The organism is Brevundimonas sp. GW821-FHT10A07, from assembly GCF_059415785.1.
Genome location: NZ_JBWKNX010000026.1, coordinates 1 through 16,207 on the forward strand (window position 1 = coordinate 1; position 16,207 = coordinate 16,207).

Annotated in this window: 12 protein-coding genes, 1 tRNA gene and 1 riboswitch; of the genes, 7 read left to right on the plus strand and 6 right to left on the minus strand. The window is 66.6% G+C overall.

Annotated features, from left to right (window positions below):
- Nucleotides 1–104: 104 nt before the first annotated feature.
- Complete coding sequence (locus AC07NC_RS16800) at nucleotides 105–2,048, minus strand: DUF3363 domain-containing protein (RefSeq protein WP_494570221.1); 1,944 nt, start codon at nucleotides 2,046–2,048, stop codon at nucleotides 105–107.
- 529 nt (nucleotides 2,049–2,577) lie between these two features.
- On the opposite strand from AC07NC_RS16800, the gene AC07NC_RS16805 reads away from it, so the two are divergent.
- Both AC07NC_RS16805 and AC07NC_RS16810 read left to right on the plus strand, forming a co-directional pair.
- Entirely contained in the window at nucleotides 2,578–3,468 is an 891-nt protein-coding gene (locus AC07NC_RS16805) for a hypothetical protein (RefSeq protein WP_291548418.1), read from the plus strand.
- Nucleotides 3,461–4,396: a nucleotidyl transferase AbiEii/AbiGii toxin family protein gene (locus AC07NC_RS16810; RefSeq protein ID WP_291548417.1), complete on the plus strand. Its 936-nt coding sequence runs from the start codon at nucleotides 3,461–3,463 to the stop codon at nucleotides 4,394–4,396. The genes AC07NC_RS16805 and AC07NC_RS16810 overlap by 8 nt, the downstream gene beginning before the upstream one ends.
- Nucleotides 4,397–4,614: 218 nt before the next feature.
- Here AC07NC_RS16810 and AC07NC_RS16815 read toward each other — a convergent pair.
- Nucleotides 4,615–4,691: transfer RNA gene (locus AC07NC_RS16815), tRNA-Arg, on the minus strand.
- A gap of 147 nt (nucleotides 4,692–4,838) precedes the next feature.
- On the opposite strand from AC07NC_RS16815, the gene AC07NC_RS16820 reads away from it, so the two are divergent.
- Entirely contained in the window at nucleotides 4,839–6,593 is a 1,755-nt protein-coding gene (locus tag AC07NC_RS16820) for a gamma-glutamyltransferase family protein (RefSeq protein WP_494570222.1), read from the plus strand.
- Nucleotides 6,594–6,612: 19 nt separating this feature from the next.
- Here the strand turns inward: AC07NC_RS16820 and AC07NC_RS16825 are convergent, their stop codons facing one another.
- Nucleotides 6,613–7,476 carry a lipid A-modifier LpxR family protein gene (locus tag AC07NC_RS16825; RefSeq protein ID WP_494570223.1) on the minus strand — a complete coding sequence of 288 codons (864 nt, stop codon included), beginning with the start codon at nucleotides 7,474–7,476 and terminating at the stop codon, nucleotides 6,613–6,615.
- A 173-nt stretch (nucleotides 7,477–7,649) separates the two neighbouring features.
- Nucleotides 7,650–9,539 (minus strand): ribonucleoside-diphosphate reductase subunit alpha, encoded by a 1,890-nt coding sequence (locus AC07NC_RS16830; RefSeq protein WP_494570224.1) that lies wholly within the window; start codon nucleotides 9,537–9,539, stop codon nucleotides 7,650–7,652.
- Between the two features lie 274 nt (nucleotides 9,540–9,813).
- On the opposite strand from AC07NC_RS16830, the gene AC07NC_RS16835 reads away from it, so the two are divergent.
- The 4 genes from AC07NC_RS16835 (at nucleotide 9,814) to AC07NC_RS16850 (ending at nucleotide 14,200) form a co-directional block, all read left to right on the plus strand.
- A complete protein-coding gene (locus tag AC07NC_RS16835) occupies nucleotides 9,814–10,596 on the plus strand; it encodes a phosphatase PAP2 family protein (RefSeq protein WP_008260320.1) in 783 nt (260 codons plus the stop codon).
- A gap of 86 nt (nucleotides 10,597–10,682) precedes the next feature.
- A complete protein-coding gene (locus AC07NC_RS16840) occupies nucleotides 10,683–12,002 on the plus strand; it encodes an acetyl-CoA hydrolase/transferase family protein (RefSeq protein WP_494570225.1) in 1,320 nt (439 codons plus the stop codon).
- Nucleotides 12,003–12,057: 55 nt separating this feature from the next.
- Nucleotides 12,058–12,174: riboswitch (yybP-ykoY riboswitch) on the plus strand.
- A gap of 99 nt (nucleotides 12,175–12,273) precedes the next feature.
- Nucleotides 12,274–12,837 (plus strand): TMEM165/GDT1 family protein, encoded by a 564-nt coding sequence (locus AC07NC_RS16845; RefSeq protein WP_494570226.1) that lies wholly within the window; start codon nucleotides 12,274–12,276, stop codon nucleotides 12,835–12,837.
- A 52-nt stretch (nucleotides 12,838–12,889) separates the two neighbouring features.
- The gene (locus tag AC07NC_RS16850) at nucleotides 12,890–14,200 is read left to right on the plus strand and encodes a PQQ-dependent sugar dehydrogenase (RefSeq protein ID WP_494570227.1); all 1,311 of its coding nucleotides are present in this window, start codon (nucleotides 12,890–12,892) and stop codon (nucleotides 14,198–14,200) included.
- Between the two features lie 15 nt (nucleotides 14,201–14,215).
- Here AC07NC_RS16850 and AC07NC_RS16855 read toward each other — a convergent pair whose 3' ends face one another.
- Together AC07NC_RS16855 and AC07NC_RS16860 are read right to left on the minus strand one after the other, a co-directional pair.
- Nucleotides 14,216–14,797 carry a GDP-mannose pyrophosphatase gene (locus tag AC07NC_RS16855; RefSeq protein WP_494570228.1) on the minus strand — a complete coding sequence of 194 codons (582 nt, stop codon included), beginning with the start codon at nucleotides 14,795–14,797 and terminating at the stop codon, nucleotides 14,216–14,218.
- A gap of 25 nt (nucleotides 14,798–14,822) precedes the next feature.
- Nucleotides 14,823–16,061, minus strand: coding sequence for an argininosuccinate synthase (locus AC07NC_RS16860; RefSeq protein WP_008263663.1), 1,239 nt, complete (start codon nucleotides 16,059–16,061; stop codon nucleotides 14,823–14,825).
- Nucleotides 16,062–16,207: the final 146 nt, after the last annotated feature.

The window sequence follows — 16,207 nt, forward strand, 5'->3', positions numbered from 1 at the left end:
TGACGTCCATCCCGAACCTCAAAAGGGGGTCCCTATTGCACGCCGATAGGGGGTCCCTTTTAGACGCCGATTGACACCCAAGATGTCGATCAATCGCCTCCGCTCTAGAGCTCCAGCCCCAATCCGCGCCCGCGCGACTGGCCGAAGCGGAAGTCCACCTGACCGCCCTGCAGCACCCCGGTGAGGGCCTGTCCGCGACAGGCCTCCAGCGCCGGCCGCCACGGCGCCAGGGTCACGGCGGTCTTGCTCTCGATCACCGCATAGGTCCGACCGCCCATATGGGCCCGGTCCAGATAGACGCCGGAGAACCTCTGCCCCTCCTGGGCCCTGACCAACGGCTTGCCGGTCTGACCAAGCCGCTCCATCTGGCTCTCCAGCTCCAGGGTCCAGAGCTGCCGCCTTTCCCCCTCGCCGAGCCCCATCGGCGCGCCAGAGCCGATGCCCCAGCTTTTCAGAACCTCAGCCCGCTGAAGTCCGAGCGCCTTCGCCTCGTCGGCGAGCGCTCCCGATACCGGCCCCTTCGCAAGCCCGCTGGCGACCTTGTCGAGCCAGGTCACGCCTCTGGCCTGCGGCTGTAGCTCCAGCGGCCGGACGTCCAGCACCCGCAGCTCCAGATCCACCGCGCCATGACGCGCCTGATCGGCCGCTGACGCCTTCGCTCGATAGTCGTCCGGTATGGCGAACCTTCCGTCCCCCAAGGCCTTGCACGCGCCCTCGCGGCTCATGGCCTCCAGCCGCCGCACATGCCGCTCGATGAAGGCCGGACTGTCTGCCGGTCGCGCGGCCTGGTGCTCCCTCGCCGAATAAACCCCGCTGCGCTCGCCCGCGATCTCGGCGATGGTTCTGTCCGAGGCTCGCTCCGGCCGCGCCTTGCCACGCACCTCGACGATCGCTCGCTCGGGCACCCGGTCCAGAATCAAGGCGCTGTCCAGCGACGGCAGCCGCACATGGCCGAACCGTCCATCCATCGTCTCCATCACTAGGGCCTGGGGTCCGCTCCCATAGGGACCGATCGGCTGGACCCCGGCATAGGCGCCGACCACGGTCTCGCCCGCCTTGATCTCCAACGGTTGAAGCCGCTCCACCTCTCCGCCCCATCGGCCGCCCCAGATCGCCTTGGCCGCCGCCGCGTCCCTCGCCTCGCGCTCGCCGACCCGTTGCAGGGTCTCACGGAGATCGGCGGGGACGGTCCATCGGCCCGGCCCCTCGCGCTCGACCCAGCCTCGCGTTTCCAGATGGACGAGCCGTCGTAACGCGTCGGTCCGCTGCGCTTCCGGCAACCGCTCCAAGCTCAGCCGCCCGTCCCGAACCTCTCCGATCAGGGTCTGATCCAGACGGGTGAATCGGTCCGCCGTCAAATCCCGCTCTGACGCCGCCCGCTCTTGCCTCGGCCCGAGGATCTCGGTCGCCAGTTCTTGGGATCGCTGACGTAGCCCGTGGCTGACGTACTCGCGCGGCAGGACCAGATCCCGGCCGTCGTCACGCTTGCCCCGCAGCAGGATATGAAGATGCGGTCTGCCGGTGTCGTAGTGCTCTCCCGCCACCCATTCGAGCGGCGTGCCCATGTCGGCCTCCACCTGCTCCATGAACCGGCGCGTGAAGGTCTTGAGGTCTGGCAGATCACGCCCGTCCTCCGGATTGACGATGATGCGGAAGTGATGCCGGTCTCCCTCACAACGCCGCGCGAAGCCGGACGCGTCCACCGCATCCTCGCGCGCATCAAAGAATCGACCCGGCTCGCCCTCCGCACCAGCCCCCTCGCGGGCCACATAACGGACATGGGTCATCAGCGCCTTCTTCGCGCCCGGCGTCATCGGCACGACCCGCACCTTGACCATCACCCGCCGCATCCCGCCCGCCGCCGAACGCACCGGCCGGACGCGCTGAACCGAACCCTTCGAGGAGAAGTGTCGCGCTCTCGCACGCGGGGGCATCGACGGCGTCGCCCGGCTGACCAGACGCCCGACGGTCCAGGTCGGCGGCGCCTCCCGCCGCGCCGTCATCGGCGGCTTGAAGCCGTAGTCTTCAGGATCGCGCGGTTCGGTCATGGCGGGCTCCAGCGCCCTCGAAACCCTTCGCCTTCACCGATGTACCCGGCCGGCGATGTCCAAGGATCGCAGGCCGGATTTTATCTTGCCCTGCCACCCTGTCGCTAAGCGCCTCGATTCCCGTGGTTGCTAATGATTGATACGGACATGACTGAGATAGAGTGGCTGTCTCGGCGCAAGACGTGCTGTTCTCACAAACGTAGTCTGACAATCACGGGCATCAGTTGTGAGCTGATACACCTGCGAATCCAGCCAGGCGGCTATGAGGCTGATCAGGCAGCATCTCGACGAGACCGTAGCCGTCGCCCACGGTCGTCTCAGACGGGCAAAGCTGCATCTAAACAGACTTTAGGCCAACTACCGCATTCCTCGGTTAGGCCTATGTCCTGAGGACATAGGCCTAACCGAGGATAGTGGCAATACCCAGATCAGCAGTTGGACACCATCAGCGGGCGGGGAAGATTTGACGTTCGCATCCAATAGGCCTATGTCCTTAGGACATAGGCCTATTGGATGCAGTCGGTTTGCCATGATGCTAGCGTTCGCTGATGCCGCCGAAGCGGCCATTCTCAAGGCAAACTGCCCCATCGTCACCGACTATGGGATTTTCCTGCTTGGCTTGAGATTGGCTGAGGCACGCACATGGGAAGGAGAGGCGCTTAAGTACGTCCCGAGCGATTGGGATGAAAAAAGGTCCCGCAACCTGACCAAAAGACTCGTTGCTCGTCGAAGCCTCGTTCAGGATAGGGACTTCCGATCAGGTGTTTGGCGAGTTGTTCAGGCGACACGGGCCGGGACTGCGGAAGAAGTCGCCTGCATAGCCGACCCCTTCTGCTACGTGTCCCACCTATCTGCGATGCAACGATATGGTCTGACCGAACGCAGCCCAGGGGCGCTGCACCTTACCCGTCCATCGCGCCCGATTTGGAACGCGCTCAAGCTGGCGAAGCTGTCAGACGAGCTTTCAACAGAACATATCAGGGAGGCTTCTGGCGTCCTGTTGCACTTCGGCATGAATCCGACTCTTCGCCGCCGGCCGGTGGAAGTTCATGAGACGAAGTATCCCGCTCGTACAACGGAAATGCGTGGCGAAAGCACGCGCATCGTGGAGATCGGTCGCGTGTTCGTTGATATGCTGGCCCAGCCGCATCTCTGCGGAGGAATCCATCACGCACTTGATGTCTGGGAGCGAACGGCCGACGACTGGATTGAACCGATCATTGCCGCCGTAGACGAGGAAAACGCATCGATCGTGAAAATGCGCGCGGGCTACATCCTTTCTGAAAAATTGGGCGTCAAAGATCCCAGAATCGAAGCCTGGAAGGCGTTCGCCCAGCGAGGGGGGTCGCGTAAGCTTGATCCAGACGCGCCTTACGCGCCCGCCTTCTCTGAAGCTTGGATGATATCTCTGAATGCCTGACATCGAAGAGCCCGGCCGCGCCGCCATCGTCGATGTAGACCTTAAGGGTTGGGTGGAAGCGGCCACAGACGACCAGGTCCTCTACAGGGATCGGCGCGTCACAGAAATCGTGCTTACCGCGATCGGTCTCGCTCCCACGCTCAAAGACGCCCTCGTTCTCAAGGGCGGAACTCTCATGGCGCTGGCCTTTGATAGCCACCGGCTGACAGCGGACGTCGATTTCACGGCGTTGTTGGGCCCGGCCGAGTTTGAACAGCCTTTGGTCGAGGAGCTCAACGCCCTCCTTCCGAAGGCCGCCATTCAGCTCGGACACCTGGATTTGATCTGCCGGGTTCAGTCACTCAAGAAAATGCCTAAACCACTGAACTTCGCGGACCATGACTTCCCGGCGTTGCTCGTGCGAATCGGGTCGGCTCTACGCGGCACACCGGAGGAGAAGCGTCTTGACGCGGGTCAGGCGACGCGGGTGCTCGACGTCGAAATCAGCTTCAAGGATCAGGTCTACACCGCCCAAACCCTCCAACTGAGCAATCCCGGCGTCGCGGTCCGAGCCTTCACGCTCCACGAACTGATCGCCGAGAAGTTTCGCGCTCTCCTCCAGCAGCCGATCCGCAACCGATATCGGCGTCAGGACGTCTACGACATCGCCTATCTGGTCGATGCGCACCCGATGGAGGAAAGTGATCGACAGGTGATTTACGACACACTCATCGAGAAGTGCGCGACAAGGGACATCCAGCCCGACCGGCAATCCTTGGAGGCGGAAGAGGTGGTTCGTCGAGCACAGGCGGACTGGGATACCCTTAAGTTGGAAGTCGCCGACCTGCCGTCCTTCGAAGAGCGTTTCTTCGTGGTCGCCAGACTGTACCGCGACCTCCCTTGGCCGGAAACCGAGCCCCTGCGGTCCAGTTCTCCGGTAGGGGGCTGAGGACGACCAGAGAGAGCGCAAGGCGTCTCCCTCAGCCATCGTCAGCTGACGGCGCCAAGGCCGATCAGGCACGTCAGAACGGCTTCATTTCACTTCGACGCCGCACGAATGTGCCTCAGTGATTGCTTATGATAGATTGGATTTTCTGCGTCTTGGGTCCCATGCGGGTCCCAGGGCCCCACGCTAAGCGGAGCAACTACAGCAAGTGTTTGAAAAGATGGCGCACCCGGAGCGATTCGAACGCCCGACCCCCAGATTCGTAGTCTGGTGCTCTATCCAGCTGAGCTACGGGTGCGGCTGCCTTGCGGCGAGGGCGGGTCTTTAGCCGTAGAAACCGGCGGGCGCAAGCGGCGGAATGCAGTTTCTGCGTGGTCGGCGGTTGGCGCGGACGCCGGGACGGCCTACGTCGGGAGGCGACGTCCTCCCTCGTCCGGATTTTCTCATGCATTTCATCCGCCGTCGTCTCGCCGTCCTGCTCATTCCCATTGTCATCGCCGGCTGCCAGACGGCGGGCGGGGGTGCCCCGACAGCGGCCGAGACACCGGTTCAGGGTCAGGCGACGACGCCGGAGGCCGGGACGCCTGCGCGCGGCCCCTTCGTGGCGGCGGCCAATCCGCTGGCGGTCGAGGCGGGGATGAAGGTGCTGCGGCGCGGCGGGTCGGCGGTGGACGCCGCTGTCGCCGTACAGGCGGTCCTGGGCCTGGTGGAGCCCCAGTCGTCGGGTCTGGGCGGCGGGGCCTTCCTGATGAGCTATGAGGCGGCGACCGGCCATGTGACGGCCTATGACGGGCGCGAGACGGCGCCGGCCTCGGCCACGCCCGAACTGTTTTACGAGGACGGCGAGCCCCTGGCCTTCATCGACGCCCTGTTGTCGGGGCGCTCGACCGGGGCGCCGGGCGCGGTGGCCATGCTGGCCATGGCGCAGAAGGATCACGGCCGGCTGGAATGGCGCGACCTGTTCGGCGAGGCCGAACGCCTGGCGCGCGACGGCTTCGTGGTCAGCCCGCGCCTGGCCGGCATGATCAACGGCCCCGCGCCCCAGGCGAGAACCCGGTGGGCCAAAGCCTATTTCACCCGGCCGGATGGCGAACCCTATCGGGCCGGCGACGTGATGCGGAACCCCGCCTATGCCCGAACCGTGGCGGCCCTGGCGAACGAAGGGCCGGGCGTCCTGTACGGCGGCCGCATCGGGCGCGAGATCGCCCAAACGGTGGCCGAGGCGCCGCGCCCCGGAGGCCTGACCGAGACGGACATCGCCGCCTATCGCCCGCTGCGTCGCGACGCCCTGTGCCGTCCGTACCGGATCTATGTCGTCTGCGTGCCCCCGCCGCCGTCCAGCGGAGTGGCCCTGCTGCAGTTCCTGGCCATGGCCGAGCAGACGCCCGACATCCGAAAGGGCCCCGACAGCCCGGCCGCCTGGGTCGCCTTCGGCCGGCTGCAGCGTCTGATGTACGCCGACCGCGACCGCTATGTGGGGGATGCGGACTTCGTCGGCGTGCCGATCGCCGGCCTGCTGGATCCGGACTATGTCGCCGCGCGCGCGGCCCTGGCGCCGACCCTGAACGGTCCCGCGACGCCCGGCGCCCCCACGGGCTCGCCCCCGCGCGGCGCGGACCGCACGGCCGAGCCCGGCGGCACCTCGCACATGGTCATCGTCGATGCGGAGGGAAATGCAGTCAGCATGACGACCACGGTCGAGAGCATCTTCGGCAACGGCCGGATGGTCGAGGGTTTCTTCCTGAACAACCAGCTGACCGACTTCTCCTTCACCCCGAGCGAGGACGGCCATCCGGCCGCCAATGCGGTGGCGGCGGGCAAGCGGCCCCGGTCGTCAATGACGCCGGTGCTGATCTTGGACCGTCAGGGCCGTCTGGTCGGCGCCATCGGCTCGCCGGGCGGGTCCAGCATCCTGGCCTATGTCGCCAAGGCCCTGATCGGGGTGATCGACTGGGGCCTGCCGATGCAGGAGGCTGTCGCCCTGCCCAATCTGGTGGTGCGCGGCGAGATGGTCGGCGCCGATACGGCCCTGATCGCGCCGGACATCCGCGACGCCCTGGGGGCGGCGGGCATGAGCCTCAAACCCAATGCAACCGAGACCTCGGGCCTGCATGGAGCCATCTGGCGGAATGGACGCTGGGACGGCGGCGCGGATCCACGCCGAGAGGGGGTGGCGGTGTCGGAGGTCCAGGAACCCTAGGTCCGGACCATCCGCCGGATCAGCGGCGCGGCTTGATCGACAGCTGGAAGGCGATCAGGCCCTCGTCCAGATCGGTGTCGAGGCCGTTCATGCCGCGCAGCCCCTTGCCGGCGTCGATCTCGCGATAGACCAGCCCGACGGAGGTCTGAACATCGCCCCGGCGATAGGCCACGCCGACCGAGGCGTCGCCCAGGAAGCCGCCTCGATCCTGGGTATAGCCGGAGCGGGCGTAGTCGCCGTCGCGGGTGCGGGCGAAATTATAGCCGACCGCCCGGCCGGACCCGGCGGCGTAGAGATACCACCGGGGACGCTCGCCGAAGCGCGCGGTTCCGTCGGGGGCGAGACGATCCAGGCCCTCGCCGATCTTCAGGGTGGCGCCGGCCTCCGCCGATCCGCCGTCGCTGCCCAGGCCGAAACCGGCGTGGGGCGTCAGACTGACTTCCAGGCCGGACGGCGTGCGTCCGACGGCGCCGCGGAAGCCGCGAACATAGCGCAGGTCATAGGCTTCCGCGTCCAGCTCGGCCCGGTCGATCGGCGTGACCGGCAGGGGCGAGCCGTCGGCGCGACGCAATCGCCCGGCGGTTTCCAGCGTGACCCGGTCGGTGAAAGCCTTGCGGTCGATCCAGATATCGTTGCGGGTGGCGGCGGCCAGACCCTCGGTTTCGGCCGGCCGCAAGGGCGCGCTCATCTCGATTTCGGATCCGAAGCGGGCGTCGGGCGTGACGCGGAACCCGCCTTGCTCATTGAGGCGCGCGGTCAGGGTTTGAGCCGTCGCGTGAGTTTCGTCGAAGGCGCCGGGGATCCAGGCCTGGGCGCGCGAGTCGGCGAACCCGGCTGCCGCCAGGACGATTCCCACTCCAACGCTCCACACCGCAACGCGCATTCGGTCTCCCCACCGTCCGCTGTTCTCCAGCTTGCACCAGGTGCAACCAGACTCCAACAGACATTTTCAAGACACTGTTTCGTCCCTTTTGAACGACGCCGCCGCGCCGGAGTTCCAGTCGTGAAAAAGGGCCCCGCCTGCGCGGAGCCCTTTCAGGTCTGGCGTCCGACCGCCTACTGGCAGGCCAGGCACTCGTCGTAGTCGGTCTTGGGCATGGAGAAGAGGTCGGGCTGGTTCGGATCGATGACCGCCTCGGCCTTGTCCTCGGCGCCGGCGAAGGCGGCGCGCTGCACCGACTTGGAGCGCAGATAGTACAGCGATTTCACGCCGCGCTCCCAGGCGGACCAGTGCAGCATGTGCAGATCCCATTTGTTGACGTCGCCCGGGATGAACAGGTTCAGCGATTGGGCCTGGCAGATTTCCGGCGCGCGGTCGGCGGCCAGTTCGACCACCCAGCGCTGGTCCAGCTCGAAGGCGGTCTTGTAGATGCCCTTCTCGTCCTCGTTCAGGGCGTCCAGGTGCTGGACCGAGCCCTCGTGCTCGAGGATCGAGTTCCAGACCGCCTCGGTGTTGATCCCCTTCTCGTCGAGCAGGCGCTCCAGATAGGGGTTCTTGACCGCGAACGAGCCCGACAGGGTCTTGTGGGTGTAGATATTGGCCGGGATCGGCTCGATGCCGGCGGAGGTGCCGCCGCAGATGATCGAGATCGAGGCGGTCGGGGCGATGGCCAGCTTGTGGCTGAACCGCTCCATGACGCCGCGCTCCTCGGCGTCCAGGCAGGGGCCCTTCTCTTCGGCCAGCAGGCGGCTGGCCTTGTCGGCCTCGCGACGCAGGTGCTTGAACAGGCGCATGTTCCACGACTTGGCCATGGCGCTTTCGAAGGCGACGCCCTGGCCCTGCAGGAAGGAGTGGAAGCCCATCAGGCCCAGGCCGACCGAACGCTCGCGCTTGGCCGAATAGACGGCGGCCTTCATTTCCGGCGGGGCGCGGCGGATGAAGTCCTCCAGCACATTGTCCAGGAAGCGCATGATGTCTTCGATGAACTTGGGCTCTTCGCGCCACTCCAGGAAGGTCTCGGCATTGACCGACGACAGGCAGCAGACGGCGGTCCGGTCCACGCCCAGGTGGTCGCGGCCGGTGTGCAGCATGATTTCGGCGCACAGGTTCGACTGCTTGACCTTCAGGCCCAGGTCGCGCTGGTGCGGCGCCATCTGGCGGTTCACCGTGTCGGAGAAGATCATATAGGGCTCGCCGGTCTGCATCCGGATGTCGAGCAGCTTGGTCCACAGCGAGCGGGCGTCGACGGTCTTGATGACCGCGCCGTCCTTGGGCGACTTCAGGTCGAAGGTCGAGCCGGTCTTCACCGCCTCCATGAATTCGTCCGTGACGTTGACGCCGTGGTGCAGATTCAGGGACTTGCGGTTGAAGTCGCCCGAGGGTTTGCGGATCTCGAGGAATTCCTCGATCTCCGGATGGTGAATGTCCAGATAGACGGCGGCCGAGCCGCGGCGCAGCGAGCCCTGGCTGATCGCCAGGGTCAGCGAGTCCATCACGCGGATGAAGGGGATGATGCCCGAGGTCTTGCCCGCGCCCTTGACCTTTTCGCCGATGGAGCGGACCCCGCCCCAGTAGGTGCCGATGCCGCCGCCGTTCGAGGCCAGGGCGACGTTCTCGTTCCAGACGCTCTGGATGCCGTCCAGGCTGTCGCCGACAGCATTCAGGAAGCAGGAGATCGGCAGGCCGCGATCCGCGCCGCCGTTCGACAGCACCGGCGTCGCCGGCATGAACCACAGGCGGCTCATATAGTCGTACAGGCGCTGGGCGTGCTCGGCGTCGTCCGAGAAGGCGGTCGAGACGCGGGCGAACATGTCCTGATAGCTTTCGCCCGCCAGCAGGTAGCGGTCTTCCAGCGTCTTCTTGCCGAAGTCGGTCAGCAGGGCGTCGCGCGAACGATCCACCTGGACCGATTTCACGACAGTCAGATGCGGCTTCTCAGGGGTCGCATTCGTCACAACACCTTGGAATTCCGTCGTCTTCAAAGCCTCGCCGCCAGCCATGGTCATCTGCGTCCTGAACAATAAACAGCCTAGAGCCACCTGCGCCGTAACCACATCATCTAGTGGCTTCAGCGCTCCCCGAGCCCACATATAGGGCGCACATGCCTAATAACCCGTCAACGTCTTGACGCTCGCTTTGTCGGCGAATCGGTCGGACAAGTCGTCCACGCCTGGGGAAAATCCAGCGAGCAAGCCAGCAAAGCCGTCAGGCGGGTTCGCAGTTGCGATATCACGAACGCGTGATCGGAACATAGGGCGAGCTTGGCCGTTTGGCCCGTCCATGACCGTTTCAGATTTCCGTCCCTTTTTGATACGCGCCCTGACGGTTGCGCGAACAGAGATCGCCGCTTTGACGGCCCTGTTCGTGGCCGCGATCGGCGTCATGACCTTCGTCGAGATCGCCGACGACATGACGGAGGCCGACGGCCAGGCCTTCGACCATCAGGTTCTGGCCCTGCTGCGCCCCTATGCCGACGATCCCGGCCGGCCCTGGGGGCCGTGGTGGCTGAAGGAGGCGGCGGCCGACATCACCTCGCTGGGCGGCATATCGGTGCTGGGCCTGTTCGCCCTGATCGTCATCGTCTTCCTGTTGAGCCAGAGGAAATGGCTGTCGTCCGTCCTGCTGGCCCTGGGCCTGATCGGCGGCGTGATGCTCAGCGAGGGGCTGAAGGCGGTGTTCGAGCGCGAACGCCCGCCCCAGGCCCTGCAGGCGGTCGAGACGATCAACGCCAGCTTCCCCTCCGGCCACGCCCTGCTGGCGACGGTCTTCTACCTCAGCGTCGCGGTCATGCTGACGCGGGCCTTTCCGCGCCAGAGGTTCAAGATCTTCGTCCTGGGGGTCGGCATTCTGATGGCCCTGCTGGTGGGGCTGACCCGCATCTATCTGGGCGCCCACTGGGCGACGGACGTCTTCGCCGGCTGGGCCGTGGGCTCGGCCTGGGCCATGGTCCTGTGGCTGGTCGCCTATGGGATTGCGCGCTGGCAGAAGCGTCATCAGGCGCCCCTGCAGGACGAGCCGTCGCCGATGGAGCCTGAAACCGGGGACGATCCGACCAAAGTCTAGCCCCGCCTTGGCGTCGGACGCAGGATAGTCTGTCTTGAGACGCCGCCTCGATCTGAACAGAGCGGCGCGCAGACGGGAGATACGCCATGGACCACGCCGCCCTCTATGCCGAACGGCTGAAAACACCGGACCAGGCTGCGGCCCTGATCCGGTCGGGCGCCAAGGTCGCCATGGGCCTGGGCGTGTCCCAGCCCCCGGCCCTGCTGAAGGCCCTGGCCGAACGGGCCGAGCGCGGCGAGGTCGAGGATGTGAACCTCTATTATCTGCTCTCCACCGCCATCGCCGGCGAGACGGTGCTGCGCTACGAGTTGATGGACCGGATCCGGCCGTGGAGCCTGTTCCACAGCGCCGTCGAACGCCGGCTGGAGCAGCGCGCCTTCGAGGAGGGGCGGCCCAATCCGGTGCAGTTCATCCCGACCGGCTTCCAGCAGTCGCCGCGCCTGCTGTGCGACGAAGTCGGGGTGGATGCGCTGGTCTGCACCGTCTCGCCGATGGATGCGGACGGATTCTTCTCCTTCGGGACCAACACGGACTACGCCAAGCCGGTGTCGGAAACGGCCCGGACCATCGTGGTCGAAGTCAATCCGCACATGCCGCGCGTGTTCGGCGACTGCACCGTCCATGTCTCCAGGATCGCCGGGATCGTGGAACACGCCGCCCCCCTGCTGGTCGTGCCCAGGGCCGAGCCCCAGCCGGCCGACCTCGCCATCGGCCGGATCATCGCCGATCTGGTCGAGGACGGGGCGACGCTGCAGATGGGGATCGGCGCCCTGCCCAACGCCGTCTGCGACGCCCTGAAGGACCACCGCGACCTGGGGGTCCATACAGAAATGCTGACGCCGGGCCTGGTCGAACTGATGCAGGCCGGCGTCGCCAACCACGCCCGCAAGACCCTGCACCCCGGGGTCGGGGTCTTCGCCTTCTCGATGGGCGACCAGAACACCTATGACTTCCTGGACGGCAACCGCGGGCTTGAGGCCCATCCCGTCTCCTATGTGAACGACCCGGCGGTGATCGCCCACAATGCGAAGATGGTCTCGGTCAACGCCACGCTTCAGATCGACCTGAGCGGCGCCTGCTGTTCAGAGTTCCTGAACGGCCGCCAGTTCACCGCCTCGGGCGGACAGCTGGACTTCGTACGCGGCGCCTATGGGTCCGAGGGCGGCAAGTCGATCATCGCCTGCCATGCGACGGCGGCCAGGGGGACCTGTTCGCGCATCGTCGCCCGGCTGGACGGCCCGGTCACCACGCCCCGGAACGACGTCCACATCATCGTCACCGAACACGGCTGGACCAACCTGAAAGGCAAGTCGACCAGCGAGCGGGCCCGCGCCCTGATCGCCCTGGCCGCGCCCGAGTTCCGCGACGACCTGACGGCCGAGGCTGGGCGGCAGGGTCTGATCTGAGGCAAATCTTGCGAGTCGTTATCGACTTTTCATTTCCGGCGGCGCGTCCTAAACCCCGGCCCGTCATCGGGGAGTAGCCGCCCGCAACAATCAGCGGGGCTCGCGTCAACATGCTTCCTCTCCCGGAGAGGATGGCGCGGGAACGGTCCGGGACCCTCTTGGGGTCCGGATCACGGCAAGACCGGCGGCTTTCGCAGGGATGTCCACGCGGGGCCCGGCTGCGAACGCCACAGGTCCGTCCGCCGAGGCTCCCGCGCACACAGGTTCCTTCTTGGAAGCCTTTCTGATCTCGACCGGCCTGGTCTCCATCGCGGAGATCGGGGACAAGACCATGTTGTTGTCCATCGTCATGGCGGCGACCTGGCGACGGCCCACGCCCATCATCCTGGGCATTCTCGCCGCCACCCTGCTGAACCACGCCTTCGCGGCCCTGGCCGGCACGGTTCTGGCCCATTTCATCACCGGCGACTGGATGCGCTGGATCGTCGGCGTCGCCTTCCTGGGCTTCGCCGCCTGGGCCCTGATCCCCGATACCTTGGACGAACAGAAGGGCGAGGTTCAGCGCGGCTTCTGGGCCATCTTCTGGACCACCGCCTCGGCCTTCTTCCTGATTGAGATGGGCGACAAGACCCAGGTCGCCACCGCCATGCTCGCCGCCCGGTTCGAGAACCTGCCGCTGGTCGTGGCCGGATCGACCCTGGGCATGATGCTGGTCAACGGCCCCGCCGTCCTGCTGGGGGAAAAGGCGGCGAAGACCTTGCCCCTGAAATGGATCCGCCTGGCCGCCGCTGTGGGTTTCGCCGCGACGGGGTTGTGGATCCTGTTCGCCACATAGGAAGCCCCGCCCGAGGCTCGCAATCTGTCCGGCCTGGCCTTACCAAGAAGCCATGCGCCGTCACATCCGCCCCCTGCTTACGCTCCTCGCGCTCGCCCTGCTCAGCCTTCCGGCCGGCGCCAAAGCCGCCTCGCGCGCCTATGCCGTGGACGGCGACTGCGGCGGGCGGCCCGCGACCACGGTGCGGATGGCGCCGGGCTATTGCCTGGGCCTGATCTGGCAGGGCGCGGGGACTGACGGACCCCGCATGCCGCGCGGCCTGCTGCCCCTGCCCGGCGGAGACTGGCTCGTCACCGACCTGGGCGGGTGGGAGGCGGGACGCGGCGCCGTCTGGCGGCTGTCGTTCGGCGCCGACGGGACGGCGCGCTGGCGCAGGCTCGCCCAGGGGCTGTCCATGCCGCACACGGTAGCGCGGGGCCCGAACGGACGGATCTATGTGTCCGAGATGAACCGCATCCTGACCCTGGACCCCGATGCGGCCGATCCGGCGGCGACGGTGCGGACCGTGATCGGCGACCTGCCGGACAACCGGCTGCACGACAATCGCCACCCCCTGTCCAGCTTCGTCTTCGACGGCGACGGCGCTCTGCTGGTCAATGTCGGGGCGCCCAGCGACCGTTGCCTGGACGCGCGGGGTCGGCCGCGCACTGACGCCAAGGGCGCCTGCGCCGAAAGCGCCCGAACCGCCCAGGTGCGCCGCCACGCCTATCTGGGCGACGGCCGGTGGGCGCAGGACAGCACCGTCTTCGCCTCGGGCCTGCGCAACTCCATCGCCCTGGTGCGGCATCGGTCGGGCACGATCCTTCAGGGCGAGAACTCCGTCGATCTGACCACGCCCGACCATCCGTATGACGAGATCAACGTCCTGCGTCAGGGCGGCCATTACGGCTGGCCCTATTGCGTGGACCTGACGACGCCCCTGCCGGGCTGGAGCGCGGCCCAGGCCCGCTGCGACCGGCGCGACCGGCCGGTCGCCCTCTTGCCGCCGCACGCCGCGCCGCTGGACCTGATCTATTACCAAGGGGCGATGTTCCCCGAACTGCGCGGCCGGCTGTTGATGAGCTGGCACGGCTATCGTCGCGCCGCTGGACGGATCGTGGCGGCCGAGACCGACGCGCAAGGCCGCCCTCTGACCGACATCGGCGGACGTTACGCCATCTACCCGCGCGGCGCCCTGCCCTATCCGGCCGGGGCGCCCAGCGTGCGCGGCAAGGTGCTGACGCCGGGTTGGGACGCGGTCGCGGGTCGCCAGCCGCGCGGCTCGCCGGTGGTTCTGGCGGTCGCCGCCGACGGATCGATCTGGGTCACGGACGACCGCAGCCGGGCGATCCTCAGGATCGCCCGGTCGGAGATCGCCGACTAGGCCGGAACGGCGCGCCTACGCCCGCAGCGTCAAAGCCAGATGCTGCAACAGCATGATGGTCTTGGCGTCGCGGATGCGGCCGTCGGCGATCATGGCCAGGGCCTCGTCCAGCGTGGGCTCCAGCACCTCGATGTCCTCGCCCTCGTCCGGATGACCGCCGCCGTCGCCGATCTTCATCGACGGATCGTACTCGGCGACGAAGAAGTGCAGGATTTCGGTGACGGAGCCGGGGCTCATGAACGCCTCGAACACCTTGCGGACCGCGCCGAGACGATAACCCAGCTCCTCCTCGACCTCGGCGCGGATCCGCACCTCGGGCTCGGCGTCGTCCAGCAGGCCGGCCGCCGCCTCGATCAGCAGGTCGTCGTAACCGTTCAGATAGGCCGGCAACCGGAACTGCCGCACCAGCAGCACGGTGCGCGCCGCCGGATTATAGGGCAGCAGCACCGCCCCATTGCCCCGGTCGTAATGTTCCCGCTCCTGGGTCTGCCAGCGTCCGTCGCGCCGTTTCCAGTCGAACCGGGTCGTCTTCAGCACATACCAGTTGTCCGAGAGAAGCCGGGTCTCGTGGATCCTGAGACGGTCCTTGACGGTCATCGGCTTGCCTCGGGCGGGTCTGGCGCTAGGCCTTGCGCGCGTCGCGCTTGGCCAGCACCCGCAGGCGCAGCGCATTCAGCTTGATGAAGCCGGCCGCGTCCTTGTGGTCATAGGCCTGGACGCCTTCCTCGAAGGTGACGAGGTCCTGGTCGTACAGGCTGTAGGGGCTCTCGCGGCCGATGACCGAGACATTGCCCTTGTACAGCTTGACCTTGACCGTGCCCGAGACCTTTTCCTGGCTCTTGTCGATGGCGGCCTGCAGCATCTCGCGCTCGGGCGAGAACCAGAAGCCGTTGTAGATCAGCTCGGCGTATTTCGGCATCAGCTGGTCCTTCAGGTGCATGGAACCCCCGTCCAGGGTGATGCTCTCGATGCCGCGGTGGGCCGCGATCAGGATGGTCCCGCCGGGGGTCTCATAGACGCCGCGCGACTTCATGCCGACGAAACGGTTCTCGACCAGGTCCAGACGGCCGATGCCGTTGTCGTGGCCGTACTGGTTCAGGGCGGTCAGGATCGTGGCCGGCGACATGGCCTCGCCATTGATCGAGACGGCGTCGCCCTTCTCAAAGCCGATCTCGATGACGGTCGCCACATCCGGCGCGTCCTCGGGCGAGATGGTGCGCTGGTGGACGAACTCGGGGGCCTCGACCGCCGGGTCTTCCAGCACCTTGCCCTCGGAGGACGAGTGCAGAAGATTGGCGTCGACCGAGAAGGGCGCCTCGCCGCGCTTGTCCTTGGCGATCGGGATCTGGTTCTTCTCGGCGAAGTCCAGCAGGGCCTCGCGGCTGCGGAACTCCCATTCGCGCCAGGGGGCGATGACGCGGATGTCCGGTTCCAGGGCGTAGTAGCCCAGCTCGAACCGGACCTGGTCATTGCCCTTGCCGGTCGCGCCGTGACAGACGGCGTCGGCGCCGACCTGACGGGCGATCTCGATCTGGCGCTTGGAGATCAGCGGACGGGCGATGGAGGTGCCCAGCAGATAGTCGCCCTCATATTGGGCGTTGGCGCGGAACATCGGGAAGACGAAGTCGCGCACGAACTCTTCGCGCAGATCGTCGATGAAGATGTTCTCGGGCTTGATGCCCAGCTTCAGCGCCTTCTCGCGCGCCGGGCCCAGCTCCTCGCCCTGGCCCAGGTCGGCGGTGAAGGTCACGACCTCGGCGTTATATTCGGTCTGCAGCCACTTCAGGATGATCGAGGTGTCCAGCCCGCCCGAATAGGCGAGGACGACTTTCTTCACGGGCTTGTCGGCGGGGGCGGACATGGCGGCTCTTTCGATAAACTCGGCAGCAGGGATCGGGGAGTTGAGGCGCGCATAAGACCGGGGGTCCGGGGATGCAACCTTTTCCGGGGCTCGTGCGTGCGAACATGAAGCTTTGTTCATGTTCAATGGGTCGCGTTGCCAGCAGA